Raw genomic sequence first — 15,058 nt, 5'->3', positions numbered from 1 at the left:
CTAGGAGTCGGTCTTCTCGTCGAAGCTGGCGAAGTAGGCGGCGACCATGTCCTCGTCGCCGTGGCCCTGGGCGGCGGCACGCTCCATGCGGGTGGCGGCCGCCTCGGCGACGTCCAGGCGGACGCCGTTGTCCGTACCGGCCCGGACGATCAGGCGGGCGTCCTTGGCGGCGGTGCTCACCGCGAACTGGGGCGGTGTGAGCCGGTCGTCGAGGACCAGCTCGGACTTGGCGCGCAGATAGCCCATGTCGAGCGGGCCGCCGGCGACGAGGTCGAAGAAGCCGTGCGGATCGACGTCGAGGGCCTTGGCCAGCGCCAGGGCCTCACCGGCGGCGGCCGTGACGGCGAGAACCCAGCTGTTGGCCACCAGCTTCAGCCGGGTGGCACCCCCCGCCGCCCCGTCCTCTCCGGTCCACACGGTGCGGGCGCCGACGGCGTCGAAGACCGGCGTCACCCTGTCCCGCCCGTCGGCGGGCCCGGCGGCGAGCACGGTCAGCTGACCGGCCTCGGCGGGCTGACGCGTGCCCAGGACGGGTGCGTCGTAGAAGACGAGGCCGTGCTCGCGGGCGAAGGCGGCCAGATCGGCGATGCCCTCGATGCCGGCGGTGGTGGACTGCACCCACGCGATGCCGGGACGCAGGGCCGGGGCTGCCTCGCGCATCGTCTCCATGGCGGCCGGACCGTCGTAGAGCATGGTCAGGACGACGTCGGTGTCCCGCACCGCCTGCGCGGGCGTGTCGACGATCTGAACGCCCTCGGCGGCCAGCGGCTCGGCCTTGGCACGCGTGCGGTTCCAGGCGCGGACGGTGTGTCCGGCCCGGGCGAGGTTGCGGGCCATGGCCGCGCCCATGATGCCGGTGCCCAGGACGCTCACGGTGAGCTTGTCGGTCATTGCGCGTCTACTTCCTCGGTGGTGCGGTGCGGCGGGCGTACTGCCTGTGAACCAGCCTGCCCGCTCGGGGCTCGCCTGCCCGGGAGCGGCGCGGGCACTCCTACGGGGCATGCCCTCTAGGTCAGCGCCCCGAGCGGATCGTCCAGCACCGGCTGCCACGCCAGCTCGGCCGCGCCGACCAGGCTGTTGTGGTCGAGGGTGCACGGGAGGATGGGGACACCGCCGCTCTGGCCCCAGAGGCTGCGGTCGGCGACGACCGCGCGGAGGCGGTCGGGGTCGGCGTCCAGGAGGGTGCGGTGGAGGCCACCGAGGATGATGCGGTCCGGGTTGAGGATGTTGACCAGGCCGGCGAGTCCGAGGCCGAGCCGGTCGATGAGGGCCTCGGTGGCGGTGCGTACACCCGGGTCGTCGTAGTGGTGGCGGACCAGGTCGATGGACTGCTGGAGCAGGGACACCTCGGGGCCCGGGTCGCGGCCCGCCGCCGTGAGGAAGGCCAGCGGGTCGGTCTCGACGTCCAGGCAGCCGCGGCTGCCGCAGTGGCAGGGGCGGCCCTCGGGGTGCACGGTGAGGTGTCCGACCTCGAGGGCGAGGCCTGAACTGCCTCTGTGGAGGCGGCCGTCGAGGACGAGCGCACCGCCGACGCCCCGGTGGCCGGTGGCCACGCACAGCAGGTCGCGGGCGCCGCGGCCGGCGCCGTGCCGGTGCTCGGCGATCGCGGCGAGGTTGACGTCGTTCGCGGCGAAGGCGGGTCCGTCGATGCCGGCCGCGCGCACCTGCTCGGCGAAGATGTCGCGGACGGGCGCGCCCGCGGGCCAGGCCAAGTGGAGCGGGTTGAGCGCCGAGCCCTCGGGCTCGGCGACCGCGGACGGGACGGCGAGTCCGGCGCCCACACACCGGCGCCCCGTCTCCCGCAGCAACTCGGCGCCCGCCGTGACGACGGACGCGAGCACCTTCGCCGGGTCCGCGTCGACGACCTCGCAGCCGGGCGCGGTGGCGACGATCCGGCCGCCCAGTCCGACCAGCGCCGCCCGGAATCCGTCGGCGTGCACCTGCGCGGCGAGTGCGACGGGGCCGTTCTCGGCGACGGCCAGCCGGTGTGAGGGCCTGCCCTGGGATCCGGCCGCCGCGCCGGGCCGGGCGTCGACCCGGATCAGCCCGAGCGCCTCCAGCTCGGCGGCGACCGCGCCGGCCGTCGCCCGGGTCACTCCGAGCTCGGCGGTGAGGACGGCCCGGGTCGGCGCGCGTCCGGTGTGGACGAGTTCCAGCGCGGGTCCGAGCGCTCCGCGCCCCCGGTCCAGCCGCGTCCTCGAGGTGCTCCCATCCCCCGCCTGCCGGGGGTCCGCCTTCCCGCTCATGAGGGCGAGTCTCCCATGATCCGCCGGGCCGCCGGCCTACAGACCGCTGACCCGGAGCGTGATGTTGAGCCGTCCGGTCAGGCCCAGCCCGGGCGGTGCCGTGCCCCCGTGTACCCGGGGAACGCCGTGGTAGGCGAGCCGGGACGGGCCGCCGAAGACGAACAGGTCGCCGCTGCGCAGCTCGACGTCGGTGTAGGGCCGGGTGCGGGTCTCGGTGTTGCCGAGGCGGAAGACGCAGGTGTCGCCGAGGCTCAGTGACACCACCGGCGCGTCCGACTTCTCGTCGCTGTCGCGGTGCATGCCCATGCGGGCGTCGCCGTCGTAGAAGTTGATCAGTGCGATGTCGTAGGCAGCCGTTGCTGGGGCGCCCAGGGTGTCCTGGACCGCTCGGCGGCCCAGGTCGCCCAGCCACTCGGGGAACGGCTTGACCGGGGTACCGTCGCCGTCGGCCACCGTGCGGGCGTAGGCGTACGGGTACCAGTGCCAGCCCAGACAGACCTGCCGGGCGGTCATCGTGCCGCCGCCGGGGGTGCGGACCGTGCGCAGTCCGGCGGGTGGGCGGGCCCAGTCGCGGCAGGCGTCGAGCAACGCGCGCTGGTGTTCGGCGTCCAGCCAGTCCGGCAGGTGCACCGCGCCGGGTGCCACCTGCGTACGGGCCCTGGGGAACAGCTCGCCGTCCATGCTTCCCATCCTGCCCGACACGGCCTGAGCTGCGGCTCGGCTAGCCTTGACGCACGATGAACGACCGTATGACGACGCCGTGGGGCGAGTTCGCGCTGACCCGTTTCCCCGAGGATCCGCGTGACAGGCTGCGTGCCTGGGACGCTGCCGACGAGTACCTGCTGAGGCATCTGGCGCAGGAGCGGGTCCCGCTGTCGGGCACGGTCGTGGCCGTCGGGGACCGGTGGGGCGCGCTGGTGACGGCGCTCGCGGAGCACCGGCCGACGCAGATCACGGATTCCCATCTGACCCAGGAGGCGACCCGGGCCAACCTGGCGCGGCACGGCGTCGAGCCCGGCGCGGTCGGGCTGCTCACCACGCAGGACCCGCCGCCCGACCGCGTCGACGTCCTCCTGGTGCGGGTGCCGAAGAGTCTGGCGCTGCTGGAGGACCAGTTGCTGCGGCTGGCGCCGGCCGTGCATGCGGGGACCGTGGTCGTGGGCACGGGGATGGTGAAGGAGATCCACACCTCGACGCTCCAGTTGTTCGAGCGGATCCTCGGCCCGACCCGCACCTCGCTCGCCGAGAAGAAGGCCCGGCTGATCTTCTGCACGCCGGATCCCGCGCTGGAGCGGCCCGCCAGTCCATGGCCGTACGTCTACACACTGCCGGACGGCATCGGCCCGGCCGCGGGAGGCACCGTCGTCAACCACGCGGGGGTCTTCTGCGCCGACCGGCTCGACATCGGCACCCGGTTCTTCCTCCGGCATCTGCCGAGCGGCCAGGGGCGACGAGTGGTCGATCTGGGGTGCGGCAACGGCGTGGTCGGTACGGCGGTGGCGCTGGCCGACCCGGAGGCCGAGGTGCTGTTCGTGGACGAGTCGTTCCAGGCCGTGGCCTCGGCGGAGGCGACGTACAAGGCGAACGGCGTGCCGGGGCATGCCGAGTTCCGGGTCGGCGACGGGCTGGCCGGTGTGCCGTCGGGCAGTGTCGACCTGGTCCTCAACAACCCGCCGTTCCACTCCCACCAGGCGACGACGGACGCCACGGCCCGGCGGATGTTCACCGGGGCGCGGCGCGTGCTGCGGCCGGGCGGTGAGCTGTGGGTGATCGGCAACCGGCATCTGGGCTACCACGTCACGCTGCGGCGGATCTTCGGCAACAGCCGACTGGTCGCCGGTGACCCGAAGTTCGTGGTGCTGAAGGCCGTCAAGCGGTAGCCGGGCCGAGGGTCCGGAGGGCTCGGGCCACCGCCCGTGTCATGGCCTCCCGCGCCACCGTGAGGTAACCGCGCGGGTCGACGGCCTCGGGGCGCTCGGCGAGGAAGTCCCGGATGGCACCGGTCAGCGCGATGTTCAGGGCGGTGCCGATGTTGACCTTGGCGATGCCGCCCACGACGGCCGCGGTGAGTTCGTCGTCCGGGACGCCGGAGGAGCCGTGCAGGACGAGCGGGACGTCCAGGGCGGCCGACAGGCGCTTGAGGAGGGCGTGGTCGAGGGTCGCGGTGCGGGTGGTCATGGCGTGGGCGCTGCCGATGGCGACGGCCAGGGCGTCCACCCCCGAGTCGGCGACGAAGGCCCGGGCCTCGTCGGGGTCGGTGCGGGCGCCGGGGGCGTGCGCGTCCAGCGGAGGCCTGCCGCTCTTGCCGCCGATCTGCCCCAACTCGGCCTCGATCCACAGTCCTTGGGCATGCGCCCAGTCGACGGCCGCCCGGGTCGTGGCGAGGTTCTGCGCGTAGGGCAGCCGGGCCGCGTCGTACATCACGGAGCTGAAGCCGGCGTCCGCCGCCTGGTACAGCAGCGCGTCGCTCTGTACATGGTCGAGGTGCAACGCGACCGGTACGGCGGCGTGTTCGGCCGCGGCGACGGCCGCGCGGGCGAGCGGGTGCAGCTGCCCGCCGCGGAACTTGACCGCGTTCTGGCTGACCTGGAGCACGACGGGGGCGTGCACGGACTCGGCGCCCGCGATGACGGCCTCGACGTGTTCCAGCGTGATGACGTTGAACGAGGCGACGGCCGAGCGGGCCGCTGCGGCGCGGGTGACGAGCTCGCCGGTGGTGGTGAGGGGCACGGTGCCTCCAGGGTCAGTGAACGAGGGCCACCGAGGTCAGTGAGCGAGGATCACCGAGCGGGTGAGATGGCGAGGGCTGTCCGGGTCGAGGCCGCGTGAGGCGGCGACCGCGACGGCGAGCCGCTGGGCGCGGACGAGTTCGGCGAGCGGGTCCAGGGCTCCGGCGATCCACAACGCGCCCGTGCCGCGCACCTGTTCGGCGAGACCGTCCGGCGCGTCCCCGAACATCCAGGTCGCGGTGCCGCTCGTGGTGACGCTGATGGGCCCGTGTCGGTACTCCATCGCCGGGTAGGCCTCGGCCCAGGCCAGCGCGGCCTCGCGCATCTTCAGCCCGGCCTCGTTGGCCAGGCCGACGGTCCAGCCGCGCCCCAGGAAGGCGAACTGGGCGCATTCCACCAGGCCTTCGGGCAGCGGCTCCGCCAGGGCGGTGCGCGCGTCGGTGACAGCCGTGTCGGGGTGGAGCCCCAGATGAGCGCGGAGCAGGGTGAGGGCGGTGGTCGCGAACCGGGTCTGTACGACGGAGCGCTCGTCCGCGAAGTCGAGCACGGCGAGCTCGTCGGCCGCCGTCTTCACGGGCGTGTCCGGGTCGGCGGTGATCGCGGTGGTGCGGGTGCGGCCCTTCAACCGGCCCAGCAGGTCGAGGACTTCGGTCGTGGTGCCGGAGCGGGTGAGGGCGACGACCCGGTCGTAGCCCCTGCCGTACGGGAATTCCGAGGCGGCGAACGCGTCGGTCTCGCCCTGGCCGGCGTCCTCGCGCAGGGCCGAGGCGGCCTGCGCCATGAAGTACGAGGTGCCGCAGCCGACGATCGCGACCCGCTCCCCCGCCGCCGGCAACACCTCCGCGTACCCCGCCGCCTCCGACGCGGCGCGTGTCCAGCACTCGGGCTGGCTGATCAGCTCGTCCTCGACATGCGTCATGCCACACTCTCCACTCTGATTGTTCCTGCAAGATATCGCCATCTTTCGAGCAACATCAAGCATCAAGGGAGATCGGGTGCGCTAGGGTCGCCCGGAGATCGAGACGTGGAGGTGCGGATGTCGCGCGACGCCCGCTGGAAGGCGCTGCTGGACCTGCTCGTGGAGCGCGGCCGGCTGGACGTCGAGGAGGCGGCCGGAGAGCTCGGGGTGTCGGCCGCGACGATCCGCCGCGACTTCGACGGGCTGGCCGAGCAGCAGATGCTGGTGCGCACACGGGGCGGTGCGGTCGTGCACGGTGTGTCGTACGAGCTGCCGCTGCGCTACAAGACGGCCCGGCACGCCTCCGAGAAGCAGCGCATCGCCAAGGCGGTGGCGGACCTGGTCGCGCCCGGCGAGGCGGTGGGGCTGACCGGCGGGACGACCACCACCGAGGTGGCGCGGGCCCTGGCCGTGCGCGGGGACCTGACGTCCGGGTCACCCGCGCTGACCATCGTGACGAACGCGCTGAACATCGCCAACGAGCTGGCCGTACGGCCCCAGTTCAAGATCGTGCTGACCGGCGGGGTGGCCCGGGCCCAGTCGTACGAACTGGTCGGGCCGCTCGCGGACGGGGTGCTCGGGCAGATCACCGTCGATGTGGCGGTGCTCGGCGTGGTCGCCTTCGACGTCACGCACGGGGCGGCTGCGCACGACGAGGCCGAGGCCGCGATCAACCGGCTGCTGTGCGAGCGCGCGGAGCGCGTGGTCGTGGCCGCCGACTCCAGCAAACTGGGACAGCGCGCCTTCGCCCGGATCTGCGCGGCCGAGGCGGTGGACACGCTGGTCACGGACACGGCGGCCGACCCGGAGACGCTGCGGCGCTTCGAGGAGGCCGGGCTGCGGGTCGTCACGGTGTGACACCCGGCCCATTCCCCCTCGGCGGGCCTAAGCTGAAATCCAGGCGCTCACCGGGGCAGGGAGGCTGCCATGCGGGGAACAGCGGACGGCCGGCGGTATCTGCCGATCGCCGAGCACGGGCTGATCGGTGATCTGCGCAGCGTGGCCCTGGTGGGGACGGACGGCACGATCGACTGGTACTGCTGCCCGGCCTTCGACGCGCCGAGTGTGTTCGCCTCGATCCTGGACGCGGAGCGCGGCGGCTGCTTCGAACTGGCGGCGACCGTGCCGGCCCGGACCAAGCAGTTCTACTTCCCCGACACCAACGTCCTGATGACCCGGTTCTTCACCGAGGACGGCGTCGGCGAGGTACAGGACTTCATGCCGCTGGACGGCGAGTCGGCGGAGGCCGAGCGGCACCGGCTGATCCGGCGGGTGGTGTGCGTACGCGGCTCGATCCCGTTCCGTACACGCGTGGCTCCCCGGTTCGACTATGGCACCCGGCCGCACACCGTCCGGCTGAACGGTGAGACGGCGCTCTTCGAAGCCGACGGGATGGCGCTCGCGCTGACCGCGACCGTGCCGCTGGAGGCCGACGGGCCGGACGTGCGCGGCGACTTCAAGCTCGGCGAGGGCGAGTCGGCGGTGTTCGCGCTGGACAAGGTCGGCGGCGACGTGACGCCCCGCCGGTGTGCGCACACGGAGGCGGAGGAGCAGTTCGCGGCGACGGTCGCGTACTGGCGGCGCTGGCTGGCGTCGTCACGGTACCGGGGCCGCTGGCGGGAGATGGTGCACCGCTCGGCCCTGACGCTGAAGCTGCTGACGTACGCGCCGACCGGGGCGATCGTGGCCGCGCCGACGACGAGCCTGCCCGAGCGGCTCGGCGGCGAACGCAACTGGGACTACCGGTACGTGTGGGTGCGCGACGCGGCGTTCTGCGTCTACGCCCTGTTGCGGCTGGGCTTCACCGGCGAGGCCGAGGCGTTCATGGACTTCGTGACCCGGCACATCAGCCCGGGCGACGGCAAGCACTCCGGCCCGCTGCAGATCATGTACGGCATCGACGGGCGCACCGACCTGCCCGAACGCACCCTCGACCACCTGGAGGGCCACGAGGGCTCCGCACCGGTACGGGTCGGCAACGCGGCGGCCGACCAGCTCCAGCTCGACATCTACGGCGCGCTGATCGACTCCATCTACCTCTACGACAAGTGGGCCAAGCCCATTTCCAGCGGCCAGTGGGACGACGTCTGCGCGCTGGTGGACTGGGTGTGCGCGCACTGGGACCAGCCCGACGAGGGGGTCTGGGAGACCCGGGGCGGCCGCAAGAACTTCCTGTACTCGCGGCTGATGTGCTGGGTGGCGATCGAGCGGGCCATCCGGATGGCCACCCGGCGCGGGCTGCCCGCCGATCTGCCGCGCTGGCGGGAGTGCCGCGACACGATCTACCGGCGGATCATGAGCCGGGGCTGGTCCGAGGAGCGCCGGGCCTTCGTCCAGCACGAGGACGGCGACGTGCTGGACGCGGCCGTGCTGATGATGCCGCTGACGAAGTTCATCGCCCCGACGGACCCCAAGTGGCTGTCGACGCTGGACGTGCTCACCGAGGAGCTGGTGTCGGACTCGCTGGTCTACCGCTACAACCCGGAGTCCAGCCCGGACGGGGTGCGCGGTGACGAGGGCACGTTCTCCATCTGCTCGTTCTGGTATGTCGAGGCCATGGTGCACGCCGGCCGGATCGACGAGGCGCGCCTCGCCTTCGAGAAGATGCTGACGTACGCGAACCATCTCGGCCTGTACGCCGAGGAGATCAGCCACACCGGGGAGCAGCAGGGCAACTTCCCGCAGGCGTTCACCCATCTCGCGCTGATCAGCGCGGCCTTCAACCTGGACCGGGCGCTCGGCTGAGGCTCAGTGCCCGTGGCCGTCGTCCGCATGCCCCTCGGGGGTACCCGGTCCGTCGGCCGCAGCCCCGCCGGCCCGGACGGTGAACGCCGCCGTGCGGACCTTTCCCTCGTGCTTGAAGTCGAGGAACAGGCGGTAGGAACCGGTGCTGGGTGCCGTGGCCGTGAACGAGACGTCCGGTCCGGGCCGGGTGGTGCCGTCGCCGGGTTCACCGTTGGGGTGGACGTGCAGATAGGCGAGGTCGCCGGAGCGCAGGGCGACCAGGTGGCCGTAGGCGCCGAGGTAGGGCTGGAGGTCGGTGACGGGCTTGCCGGCCCGGGAGACCTTCAGTTTCAGTTCGCTCGCCTTGCCCGGGCGCAGGGCGCCGGCCAGCTCGACGTCGTAGCCGTTGGTCTCGGCCGTGGTGCCCGCCGGCGGGAGTTTCTCCGGCTGGTACGGGCCGGAGGCGGCGAGGTCCGCGCCGAGGGTGAGGTTCCGGGCGTCCTTCTTGGCCGGGGTGAAGTCGGCGAAGACGCGGTAGCCGCCCGCGCGGGGCAGGTCGACGGGGATGCTCCAGGTGCCGTCGGCGGCGCGGGTGGGGTGCAGGTGACGGTAGGTGACCAGGTCGCGTGAGGCCACGATGAGGTGGAGTTCCTTCTCGTGTTCGCGCTGGTAGGCGGTGACGGCCCGGCCGCTGCCGTCCCGGACGGTGAAGCGCAGGTCGGCCCGCTGTCCGGCGGTGACGCGCGGGGTCTCGAGGTCGAGGGTGTAGCCGCCCTCGGAGATCTGGAGTCCGCCGGCCGGGGGCGTCTCGTGTCCGGCGTGGCCGCCGCTCTCCTCCGGCTCCGGTGCGGGCCGGGTGTGCTCGTCCTCGTGTTTCGGCGGGCGGTCGGCGACGACGGGGTCGATGCCCTGTCCGACGCCGTAGGCCGTGCCGAACGTCGCGGCCAGCGCGGCGGCGAAGGTGGTGATCTTCAGTCCGGTGTTCATGGCCGGCGTCTCCTCCAAGAAGCGGGCCTCCCGCTCGGATGCGGGGCCTCCATGCAGTTCACCATACCCCTAGGGGGTATCGAGTCAAGCTGTTCTCGCGCTTGCATCCTATACCCCTCAGGGGTATACAGGAACTCGGCGAGGGATACCCCCGCCCCGTATTCTCCGGAAGCACCCCTAGGAGGCACCGATGCCCGCCACCACCTACGCCGTCGCCGGAATGTCCTGCGGTCACTGCAAGGCCACGCTGACCGAGGCCATCGGCGGGCTGGACGGCGTCAGCGGCGTCGACGTCGATCTCGGCACCGGACGCGTCACCGTCACCAGTGCCGCCGAGCCCGACGACGCCGCGATCGCGGAAACCGTCGACGAGGCCGGCTACGAGCTGACCGGGCGGGTCTGACCATGACCACCGAAACGGTCGGGACCGGCGCCGAAGTGGAGCTCGCCATCGGAGGCATGACCTGTGCCTCCTGCGCGGCGCGCATCGAGAAGAAGCTCAACCGCATGGACGGGGTCACCGCCACCGTCAACTACGCGACCGAGAAGGCGAAGGTCAGTTACTCCGGTGAGGTCTCGGTCGGGGATCTGATCGCCACGGTCGAGGCGACCGGGTACACCGCTCAGGAACCGGCACTCCCCGAGCGGCACACCGAGCCCGCCGAGGAGACCGACGAACTCCGCCCGCTGCGCGAGCGGCTGGTCGCGGCCGTGGTGCTGGCGGTTCCCGTCGTGGCCATGGCCATGATCCCGGCGCTGCAGTTCGAGTACTGGCAGTGGCTGTCGCTCACGCTGGCCGCGCCTGTCGTGGCCTACGCGGCGTGGCCCTTCCACAAGGCGGCGTTCACCAACGCCCGGCACGGCGCGGCCACCATGGACACGCTGATCTCGGTGGGCACCTCTGCCGCGTTCCTGTGGTCGCTGTGGGCGCTGTTCTTCGGCACCGCGGGCACGCCGGGCATGACACACCCCTTCGAGCTGACCATCGAGCGCACGGACGGCGCCGGGAACATCTACCTGGAGGCCGCCGCGGGTGTGACGGCCTTCCTCCTGGCCGGGCGGTACTTCGAGGCCCGGGCGAAGCGCAAGGCGGGGGCGGCGCTGCGGGCACTGCTGGAGCTGGGCGCGAAGGACGTCACCGTACTGCGCGACGAGGGACGTGAAGAGACCGTTCCAGTCGGGGAGTTGAAGGTCGGCGACCGCTTCCTGGTCCGGCCCGGCGAGAAGATCGCCACCGACGGGACGGTCGTCGAGGGTTCCTCCGCCGTGGACGCCTCGATGCTCACCGGCGAGTCCGTGCCGGTGGAGGTCGGCACCGGCGACCCGGTCACCGGCGCCACGATCAACGTCGGCGGGCGGCTCGTCGTGCGCGCCACGCGGGTCGGTGCCGACACCCAGCTGGCCCGCATGGCCCGACTCGTGGAGGACGCGCAGAACGGCAAGGCCGCCGCGCAGCGGCTCGCGGACCGGATCTCCGCCGTGTTCGTGCCGGTCGTGATCGCCCTCGCGCTGGGCACGCTGGGCTTCTGGCTCGGCAACGGCGCCGGTCTGACGGCCGCCTTCACGGCCGCGGTCGCCGTCCTGGTCATCGCCTGCCCGTGCGCCCTCGGTCTGGCCACGCCGACCGCGCTGATGGTCGGCACCGGGCGGGGCGCCCAGCTCGGCATCCTCATCAAGGGCCCGGAGGTGCTGGAGTCGACGCGCCGGGTCGACACCGTCGTCCTCGACAAGACCGGCACCGTCACCACCGGCCGTATGACCCTGCTGGCCGTGCACACCGCCGACGGCACCGACGAGGCCGAGGTGCTGCGGCTGGCCGGGGCGCTGGAGCACTCCTCCGAGCATCCGATCGCCCGTGCCGTCACCGACGGGGCGCTGGAGAAGCTGGGCGGGGCGCTGCCCACGCCGGAGGACTTCGCCAATGTGCCCGGGCTCGGCGTCCAAGGTGTCGTCGAGGGCCACGCGGTGCTCGTCGGGCGGGAGCGGCTGCTCGCCGACTGGGCGATGGAGCTGCCGGAGAGCCTGGCCCAGGCCAGGGCGGCGGCCGAGGGCGCCGGGCGCACCGCCATCGCGGTCGCCTGGGACGGCGAGGCGCGTGCGGTGCTGGAGGTCGCCGACGCGGTGAAGGAGACGAGCGCGGAGGCGGTCGGACGGCTGCGTGCCCTCGGGCTGACCCCCATCCTGCTGACCGGCGACAACGAGGCGGTGGCCCGGTCCGTCGCCCGCGAGGTCGGTATCGCTCCGGAGGACGTCGTCGCCGAGGTACTGCCGCAGGACAAGGTCGAGGTCGTCAAGCGGCTTCAGGCCGAGGGCCGTTCGGTGGCGATGGTCGGCGACGGTGTCAACGACGCGGCGGCCCTCGCCCAGGCCGATCTCGGACTGGCCATGGGCACCGGCACGGATGCCGCGATCGAGGCAGGGGACCTGACTCTCGTACGGGGCGACCTGCGGGCCGCGGCGGACGCCATCCGCCTCTCCCGCCGCACCCTCGGCACCATCCGCTCCAACCTGTTCTGGGCCTTCGCCTACAACGTGGCGGCCCTGCCGCTGGCCGCGGCCGGACTGCTCACGCCGATGATCGCCGGGGCGGCCATGGCCTTCTCCTCGGTCTTCGTCGTGGGCAACTCGCTGCGGCTGCGCACCTTCCGGGCCGCCGTCTGAGAACGAGGGTCAGCGGTGGTGCCACACCAGCGTGTAGCGCCAGAACAGGCGGCGGCGCAGGCGGGCACCGGGCAGGACCGCACGGGCCTCGCGGAGGATCTCGGGGAAGGTCATCTCCGCGGGTCTCGTGGGGGCGGTCATCGAGGCCGGGCGGGGTGCTCTGCGGCCCCGGTTCCTCACCAGGGCCATGACGATGTTGAGCGGGATCGACGCGATGCCGAGAAGGTGGTCGGTGGGGGTCTGTTCCCGGGAGACCCCGACGACGACCAGCGTGCCGCCGGGGGCCAGACGGCCGCGGAAGGCCCTGAGGGTCTCCGTGAACGGCAGGTGGTGGAGCACGGCCACGCAGGTGATGACGTCGTACGACTCGTCGGGAAGCCCGGTCGGCGCGTCGGCCACCGCGTAGGTCACCGGGACCGTCGCCGGGGTCAGCTCCCGCGCCCGGGCCGTGATCGCCGGGTCGGCGTCGATCCCGTGCACCCGTACGGCCCGGGCGGCCAGCAGCCGGGCGAGGTCACCACTGCCGCACCCCACGTCCAGGGCGCTTCCCGCACGCTCGGGGAGTTGCCGCAGGATCCAGCGGTGGAAGTGGGCGTTGTGGTCCCAGGGGCGGGCCGAGTGGAAGCGGTCGAGTGCGCGCAGGGCCCGGTGCAGCGATGACGTCATGCCGCCAGTCCACCAGGTCACCCGGACAGCCGTGCCGGGTCCGGCTCACGGATGGCCGTCCGCCGCGTGGGCACTCGGCGGGTACCGGCCCGCGGGGGCGCCGAGCGTGCGCCCGGCGTGAGCCGGTACCTTGCTGGGGAAAGGCCACTGCGGGGAGAAGCACATGACCGATCCGACGATCACAGACGCGGACGCCCCCCGTCCGCTGCCGGGCGGAGGGAAGCCCGCGAGCGGACCCGGCCGGCTCCTGGCCGCCGTACTCGGCGATCTCAGGGCCGTGGACGGCGCCCTGTACGCGGCGGTGGCCGCCACCCCCACGCCCACGCTCGACCGGACGCTGCGCCATCTGTCGCACGCGGCCGACCACTCCAAGATCTCGTTCGGCATCGCCGCCGCCCTGGCGCTGGCCGGGAGGCGTCCGCGCCGTGCCGCGGTCGTCGGCGTCGGGGCGATCGCCGTGGCGTCGGCCTCCGCCAACCTGCTCGGCAAGCGCCTGGTGCGCCGGGCCCGGCCGGACCGGGAGGCGGCCCGGGTGACGGTGGACCGGCATGTCCGGATGCCCACGTCGGCCTCGTTCCCGTCCGGGCACACGGCGTCGGCGGTCGCGTTCGCCACCGCCGTCGGTGTGGTCCTGCCACCCGCCGCGGTGCCGCTCGGGGCGCTGGCGAGCGCCGTCGGCTACTCCCGCATCCACACGGGCGTGCACTATCCGGGCGATGTGGCCGCCGGTGCGGTCCTCGGCATCGCGAGCGCCGCTGCGGCGCTGGCCGCGGCGGCGGCCACGCCGTCGGCGCGGACCCAGGCGCTCCTGACGGCCGCCCGTTCGTGGCCGCGGATCAGCATCGGTTCCGCGGGCCGCTGAGGCCGTCGGCAGGGCGTGAGGCTGCCGCCCCGCGCCCTGCCCCCACACGACCGACAGGCCCTCAGCCGAAGGCCTTCACCGCCTGGTAGTAGGTCCACGCCGTGCTGTCGCAGGCGTTCTTCGTGCCGCCGGTGTAGGCGGCGCAGATCCGTTTGAGGTCCTCGTAGAAGGCGCTGTCGAGACGGGACTTGTCGGCGCTGAAGGTGCCTGCGGCCTTGTAGTTGCGGTAGCCGAAGTCGTGGCGGGCGCAGGACATCGAGAAGGGGAAGCCGAACGGGTTGTCCGGCGACGAGGAGCAGTAGTCGGTCGACCAGTCGAAGGCGTACGCGGCCCAGGCGGCCTGGTTCGCGCGGGCGGCGGCCCAGGCGTTGTGGCTCGACGCGCTGGTCTGCGTCCAGCTCGCGAGCACCTGGGGCTTGTCGGCGGGGGCGGCACTCGCGAGGGTCGCGGTGCCGACGACGGTGACGAGGGACAGGGTTGAGGCGGCAAGACCGGTGGCGAGTCTGCGGTGCATCCCACACCTCCATGAGGCCGCGGCCCGCCCATCGGGCCGCAGGTTCATGACAAGAGCATCGCCACCTCCTGAGGGTCCTCACACCTGACGTGCCCCAATGCCCCCTTAATTCTTGGCTATTGAACGAGAACGGCAGCCGACCGGCGTACGTCAATGGCCGTGAGCGCGAGGGCCAGCGGCCCCGGGGCCAGGAAGGCCAGGGGCAGCAGCATCCAGGCGCACAGCGCGGCCGTCGCCACGGCGAGCAGGACCAGCCCGCTGCCGCCCACGTCCGCCACGGCGTCCCGGGCGGCCCCGCGCACCGCCGCGCGCCAGTCGGTGAGCGAATCGGGGCGTCCGCAGGCCCGCAGGCCGACGACCGCCGCGCAGGCGCCGATGACGGCGGCGGCCACCGCGAACAGCCGCGCCCCGGGCAGCCCGGCCCCGGCCAGCGCCAGATCGGCCGCGAGCAGCAGCAGACCCGCCAGCGCGATGCCTCCCGCCAGCAGGTCACCGGCCCGGAGCCGCCGCCGCAGCAGGGCGAAGTACCGCCCCGCCGTGACGGGCCGGTCCTGTCCCGCGCCGCGCAGGACGGCGCAGGCCGTCGACAGCGCGGCCGGTGCGGTTACCAGCGGCAGACAGGCCGCCGCCGTGGCGAGGCCGACGCTCAGCACGTCGGCGAACAGGGCCATGCGCGGCCCGAACACCTCACCGGTCTCACGGGTCCGCATC

15 protein-coding genes are annotated in these 15,058 nt (G+C 73.2%); 6 read left to right on the top strand and 9 right to left on the bottom strand.

Features of this window, described 5'->3' with window-relative positions; translation table 11 throughout:
* The 3 genes from ACZ58V_RS20795 to ACZ58V_RS20785 form a co-directional block, all read right to left on the bottom strand.
* Positions 1–891: an NAD(P)-dependent oxidoreductase gene (locus tag ACZ58V_RS20795; protein ID WP_468196106.1), complete on the bottom strand. Its 891-nt coding sequence runs from the start codon at positions 889–891 to the stop codon at positions 1–3.
* A 116-nt stretch (positions 892–1,007) separates the two neighbouring features.
* Positions 1,008–2,246, bottom strand: coding sequence for an ROK family protein (locus ACZ58V_RS20790; protein ID WP_471291297.1), 1,239 nt, complete (start codon positions 2,244–2,246; stop codon positions 1,008–1,010).
* A 36-nt stretch (positions 2,247–2,282) separates the two neighbouring features.
* Positions 2,283–2,927 carry an alpha-ketoglutarate-dependent dioxygenase AlkB family protein gene (locus tag ACZ58V_RS20785; protein ID WP_468196099.1) on the bottom strand — a complete coding sequence of 215 codons (645 nt, stop codon included), beginning with the start codon at positions 2,925–2,927 and terminating at the stop codon, positions 2,283–2,285.
* Between the two features lie 68 nt (positions 2,928–2,995).
* On the opposite strand from ACZ58V_RS20785, the gene ACZ58V_RS20780 reads away from it, so the two are divergent.
* Positions 2,996–4,126: a methyltransferase gene (locus ACZ58V_RS20780; protein WP_468196595.1), complete on the top strand. Its 1,131-nt coding sequence runs from the start codon at positions 2,996–2,998 to the stop codon at positions 4,124–4,126.
* On the opposite strand, the gene ACZ58V_RS20775 is transcribed toward ACZ58V_RS20780, so the two are convergent.
* Positions 4,116–4,976: a class II fructose-bisphosphate aldolase gene (locus tag ACZ58V_RS20775; protein ID WP_471291295.1), complete on the bottom strand. Its 861-nt coding sequence runs from the start codon at positions 4,974–4,976 to the stop codon at positions 4,116–4,118. The genes ACZ58V_RS20780 and ACZ58V_RS20775 overlap by 11 nt on opposite strands.
* A gap of 36 nt (positions 4,977–5,012) precedes the next feature.
* Positions 5,013–5,894 carry an SIS domain-containing protein gene (locus ACZ58V_RS20770; protein ID WP_468196094.1) on the bottom strand — a complete coding sequence of 294 codons (882 nt, stop codon included), beginning with the start codon at positions 5,892–5,894 and terminating at the stop codon, positions 5,013–5,015.
* A 117-nt stretch (positions 5,895–6,011) separates the two neighbouring features.
* Here ACZ58V_RS20770 and ACZ58V_RS20765 point away from each other — a divergent pair, with 117 nt between their 5' ends.
* Complete coding sequence (locus tag ACZ58V_RS20765; protein WP_382829843.1) at positions 6,012–6,791, top strand: DeoR/GlpR family DNA-binding transcription regulator; 780 nt, start codon at positions 6,012–6,014, stop codon at positions 6,789–6,791.
* Between the two features lie 69 nt (positions 6,792–6,860).
* On the top strand, positions 6,861–8,678 hold the full coding sequence (locus tag ACZ58V_RS20760) for a glycoside hydrolase family 15 protein (RefSeq protein ID WP_468196092.1): 1,818 nt from the start codon (positions 6,861–6,863) through the stop codon (positions 8,676–8,678).
* Between the two features lie 3 nt (positions 8,679–8,681).
* On the opposite strand, the gene ACZ58V_RS20755 is transcribed toward ACZ58V_RS20760, so the two are convergent.
* Positions 8,682–9,644: a hypothetical protein gene (locus tag ACZ58V_RS20755; RefSeq protein ID WP_471291293.1), complete on the bottom strand. Its 963-nt coding sequence runs from the start codon at positions 9,642–9,644 to the stop codon at positions 8,682–8,684.
* A 190-nt stretch (positions 9,645–9,834) separates the two neighbouring features.
* On the opposite strand from ACZ58V_RS20755, the gene ACZ58V_RS20750 reads away from it, so the two are divergent.
* Both ACZ58V_RS20750 and ACZ58V_RS20745 read left to right on the top strand, forming a co-directional pair.
* On the top strand, positions 9,835–10,047 hold the full coding sequence (locus tag ACZ58V_RS20750) for a heavy-metal-associated domain-containing protein (protein WP_189730559.1): 213 nt from the start codon (positions 9,835–9,837) through the stop codon (positions 10,045–10,047).
* Between the two features lie 2 nt (positions 10,048–10,049).
* Positions 10,050–12,305, top strand: a complete 2,256-nt coding sequence (locus ACZ58V_RS20745; protein WP_471291290.1) for a heavy metal translocating P-type ATPase — start codon at positions 10,050–10,052, stop codon at positions 12,303–12,305.
* Between the two features lie 9 nt (positions 12,306–12,314).
* Here ACZ58V_RS20745 and ACZ58V_RS20740 read toward each other — a convergent pair whose 3' ends face one another.
* On the bottom strand, positions 12,315–12,971 hold the full coding sequence (locus ACZ58V_RS20740; RefSeq protein ID WP_468196083.1) for a class I SAM-dependent methyltransferase: 657 nt from the start codon (positions 12,969–12,971) through the stop codon (positions 12,315–12,317).
* 163 nt (positions 12,972–13,134) lie between these two features.
* On the opposite strand from ACZ58V_RS20740, the gene ACZ58V_RS20735 reads away from it, so the two are divergent.
* Positions 13,135–13,833 carry a phosphatase PAP2 family protein gene (locus tag ACZ58V_RS20735; protein ID WP_468196080.1) on the top strand — a complete coding sequence of 233 codons (699 nt, stop codon included), beginning with the start codon at positions 13,135–13,137 and terminating at the stop codon, positions 13,831–13,833.
* A 61-nt stretch (positions 13,834–13,894) separates the two neighbouring features.
* Here the strand turns inward: ACZ58V_RS20735 and ACZ58V_RS20730 are convergent, their stop codons facing one another.
* Together ACZ58V_RS20730 and ACZ58V_RS20725 are read right to left on the bottom strand one after the other, a co-directional pair.
* Entirely contained in the window at positions 13,895–14,347 is a 453-nt protein-coding gene (locus tag ACZ58V_RS20730; protein ID WP_468196078.1) for a phospholipase, read from the bottom strand.
* A gap of 116 nt (positions 14,348–14,463) precedes the next feature.
* The gene (locus ACZ58V_RS20725; RefSeq protein WP_468196075.1) at positions 14,464–15,057 is read right to left on the bottom strand and encodes a hypothetical protein; all 594 of its coding nucleotides are present in this window, start codon (positions 15,055–15,057) and stop codon (positions 14,464–14,466) included.
* Position 15,058: the final 1 nt, after the last annotated feature.

This window comes from Streptomyces sp. NPDC040589 (genome assembly GCF_055594445.1).
This window is presented reverse-complemented; position numbering and strand designations above follow the sequence as displayed.

Bases quoted from the DNA above. Each gene is read 5' to 3' on its own strand.
- ACZ58V_RS20770 (WP_468196094.1), bottom strand. From the start codon at position 5,894: ATGACGCATGTCGAGGACGAGCTGATCAGCCAGCCCGAGTGCTGGACA.
- ACZ58V_RS20765 (WP_382829843.1), top strand. From the start codon at position 6,012: ATGTCGCGCGACGCCCGCTGGAAGGCGCTGCTGGACCTGCTCGTGGAG.
- ACZ58V_RS20750 (WP_189730559.1), top strand. From the start codon at position 9,835: ATGCCCGCCACCACCTACGCCGTCGCCGGAATGTCCTGCGGTCACTGC.
- ACZ58V_RS20790 (WP_471291297.1), bottom strand. From the start codon at position 2,246: ATGAGCGGGAAGGCGGACCCCCGGCAGGCGGGGGATGGGAGCACCTCG.
- ACZ58V_RS20725 (WP_468196075.1), bottom strand. From the start codon at position 15,057: ATGCGGACCCGTGAGACCGGTGAGGTGTTCGGGCCGCGCATGGCCCTG.
- ACZ58V_RS20795 (WP_468196106.1), bottom strand. From the start codon at position 891: ATGACCGACAAGCTCACCGTGAGCGTCCTGGGCACCGGCATCATGGGC.
- ACZ58V_RS20780 (WP_468196595.1), top strand. From the start codon at position 2,996: ATGACGACGCCGTGGGGCGAGTTCGCGCTGACCCGTTTCCCCGAGGAT.
- ACZ58V_RS20735 (WP_468196080.1), top strand. From the start codon at position 13,135: ATGACCGATCCGACGATCACAGACGCGGACGCCCCCCGTCCGCTGCCG.
- ACZ58V_RS20740 (WP_468196083.1), bottom strand. From the start codon at position 12,971: ATGACGTCATCGCTGCACCGGGCCCTGCGCGCACTCGACCGCTTCCAC.
- ACZ58V_RS20745 (WP_471291290.1), top strand. From the start codon at position 10,050: ATGACCACCGAAACGGTCGGGACCGGCGCCGAAGTGGAGCTCGCCATC.
- ACZ58V_RS20760 (WP_468196092.1), top strand. From the start codon at position 6,861: ATGCGGGGAACAGCGGACGGCCGGCGGTATCTGCCGATCGCCGAGCAC.
- ACZ58V_RS20755 (WP_471291293.1), bottom strand. From the start codon at position 9,644: ATGAACACCGGACTGAAGATCACCACCTTCGCCGCCGCGCTGGCCGCG.
- ACZ58V_RS20785 (WP_468196099.1), bottom strand. From the start codon at position 2,927: ATGGACGGCGAGCTGTTCCCCAGGGCCCGTACGCAGGTGGCACCCGGC.
- ACZ58V_RS20730 (WP_468196078.1), bottom strand. From the start codon at position 14,347: ATGCACCGCAGACTCGCCACCGGTCTTGCCGCCTCAACCCTGTCCCTC.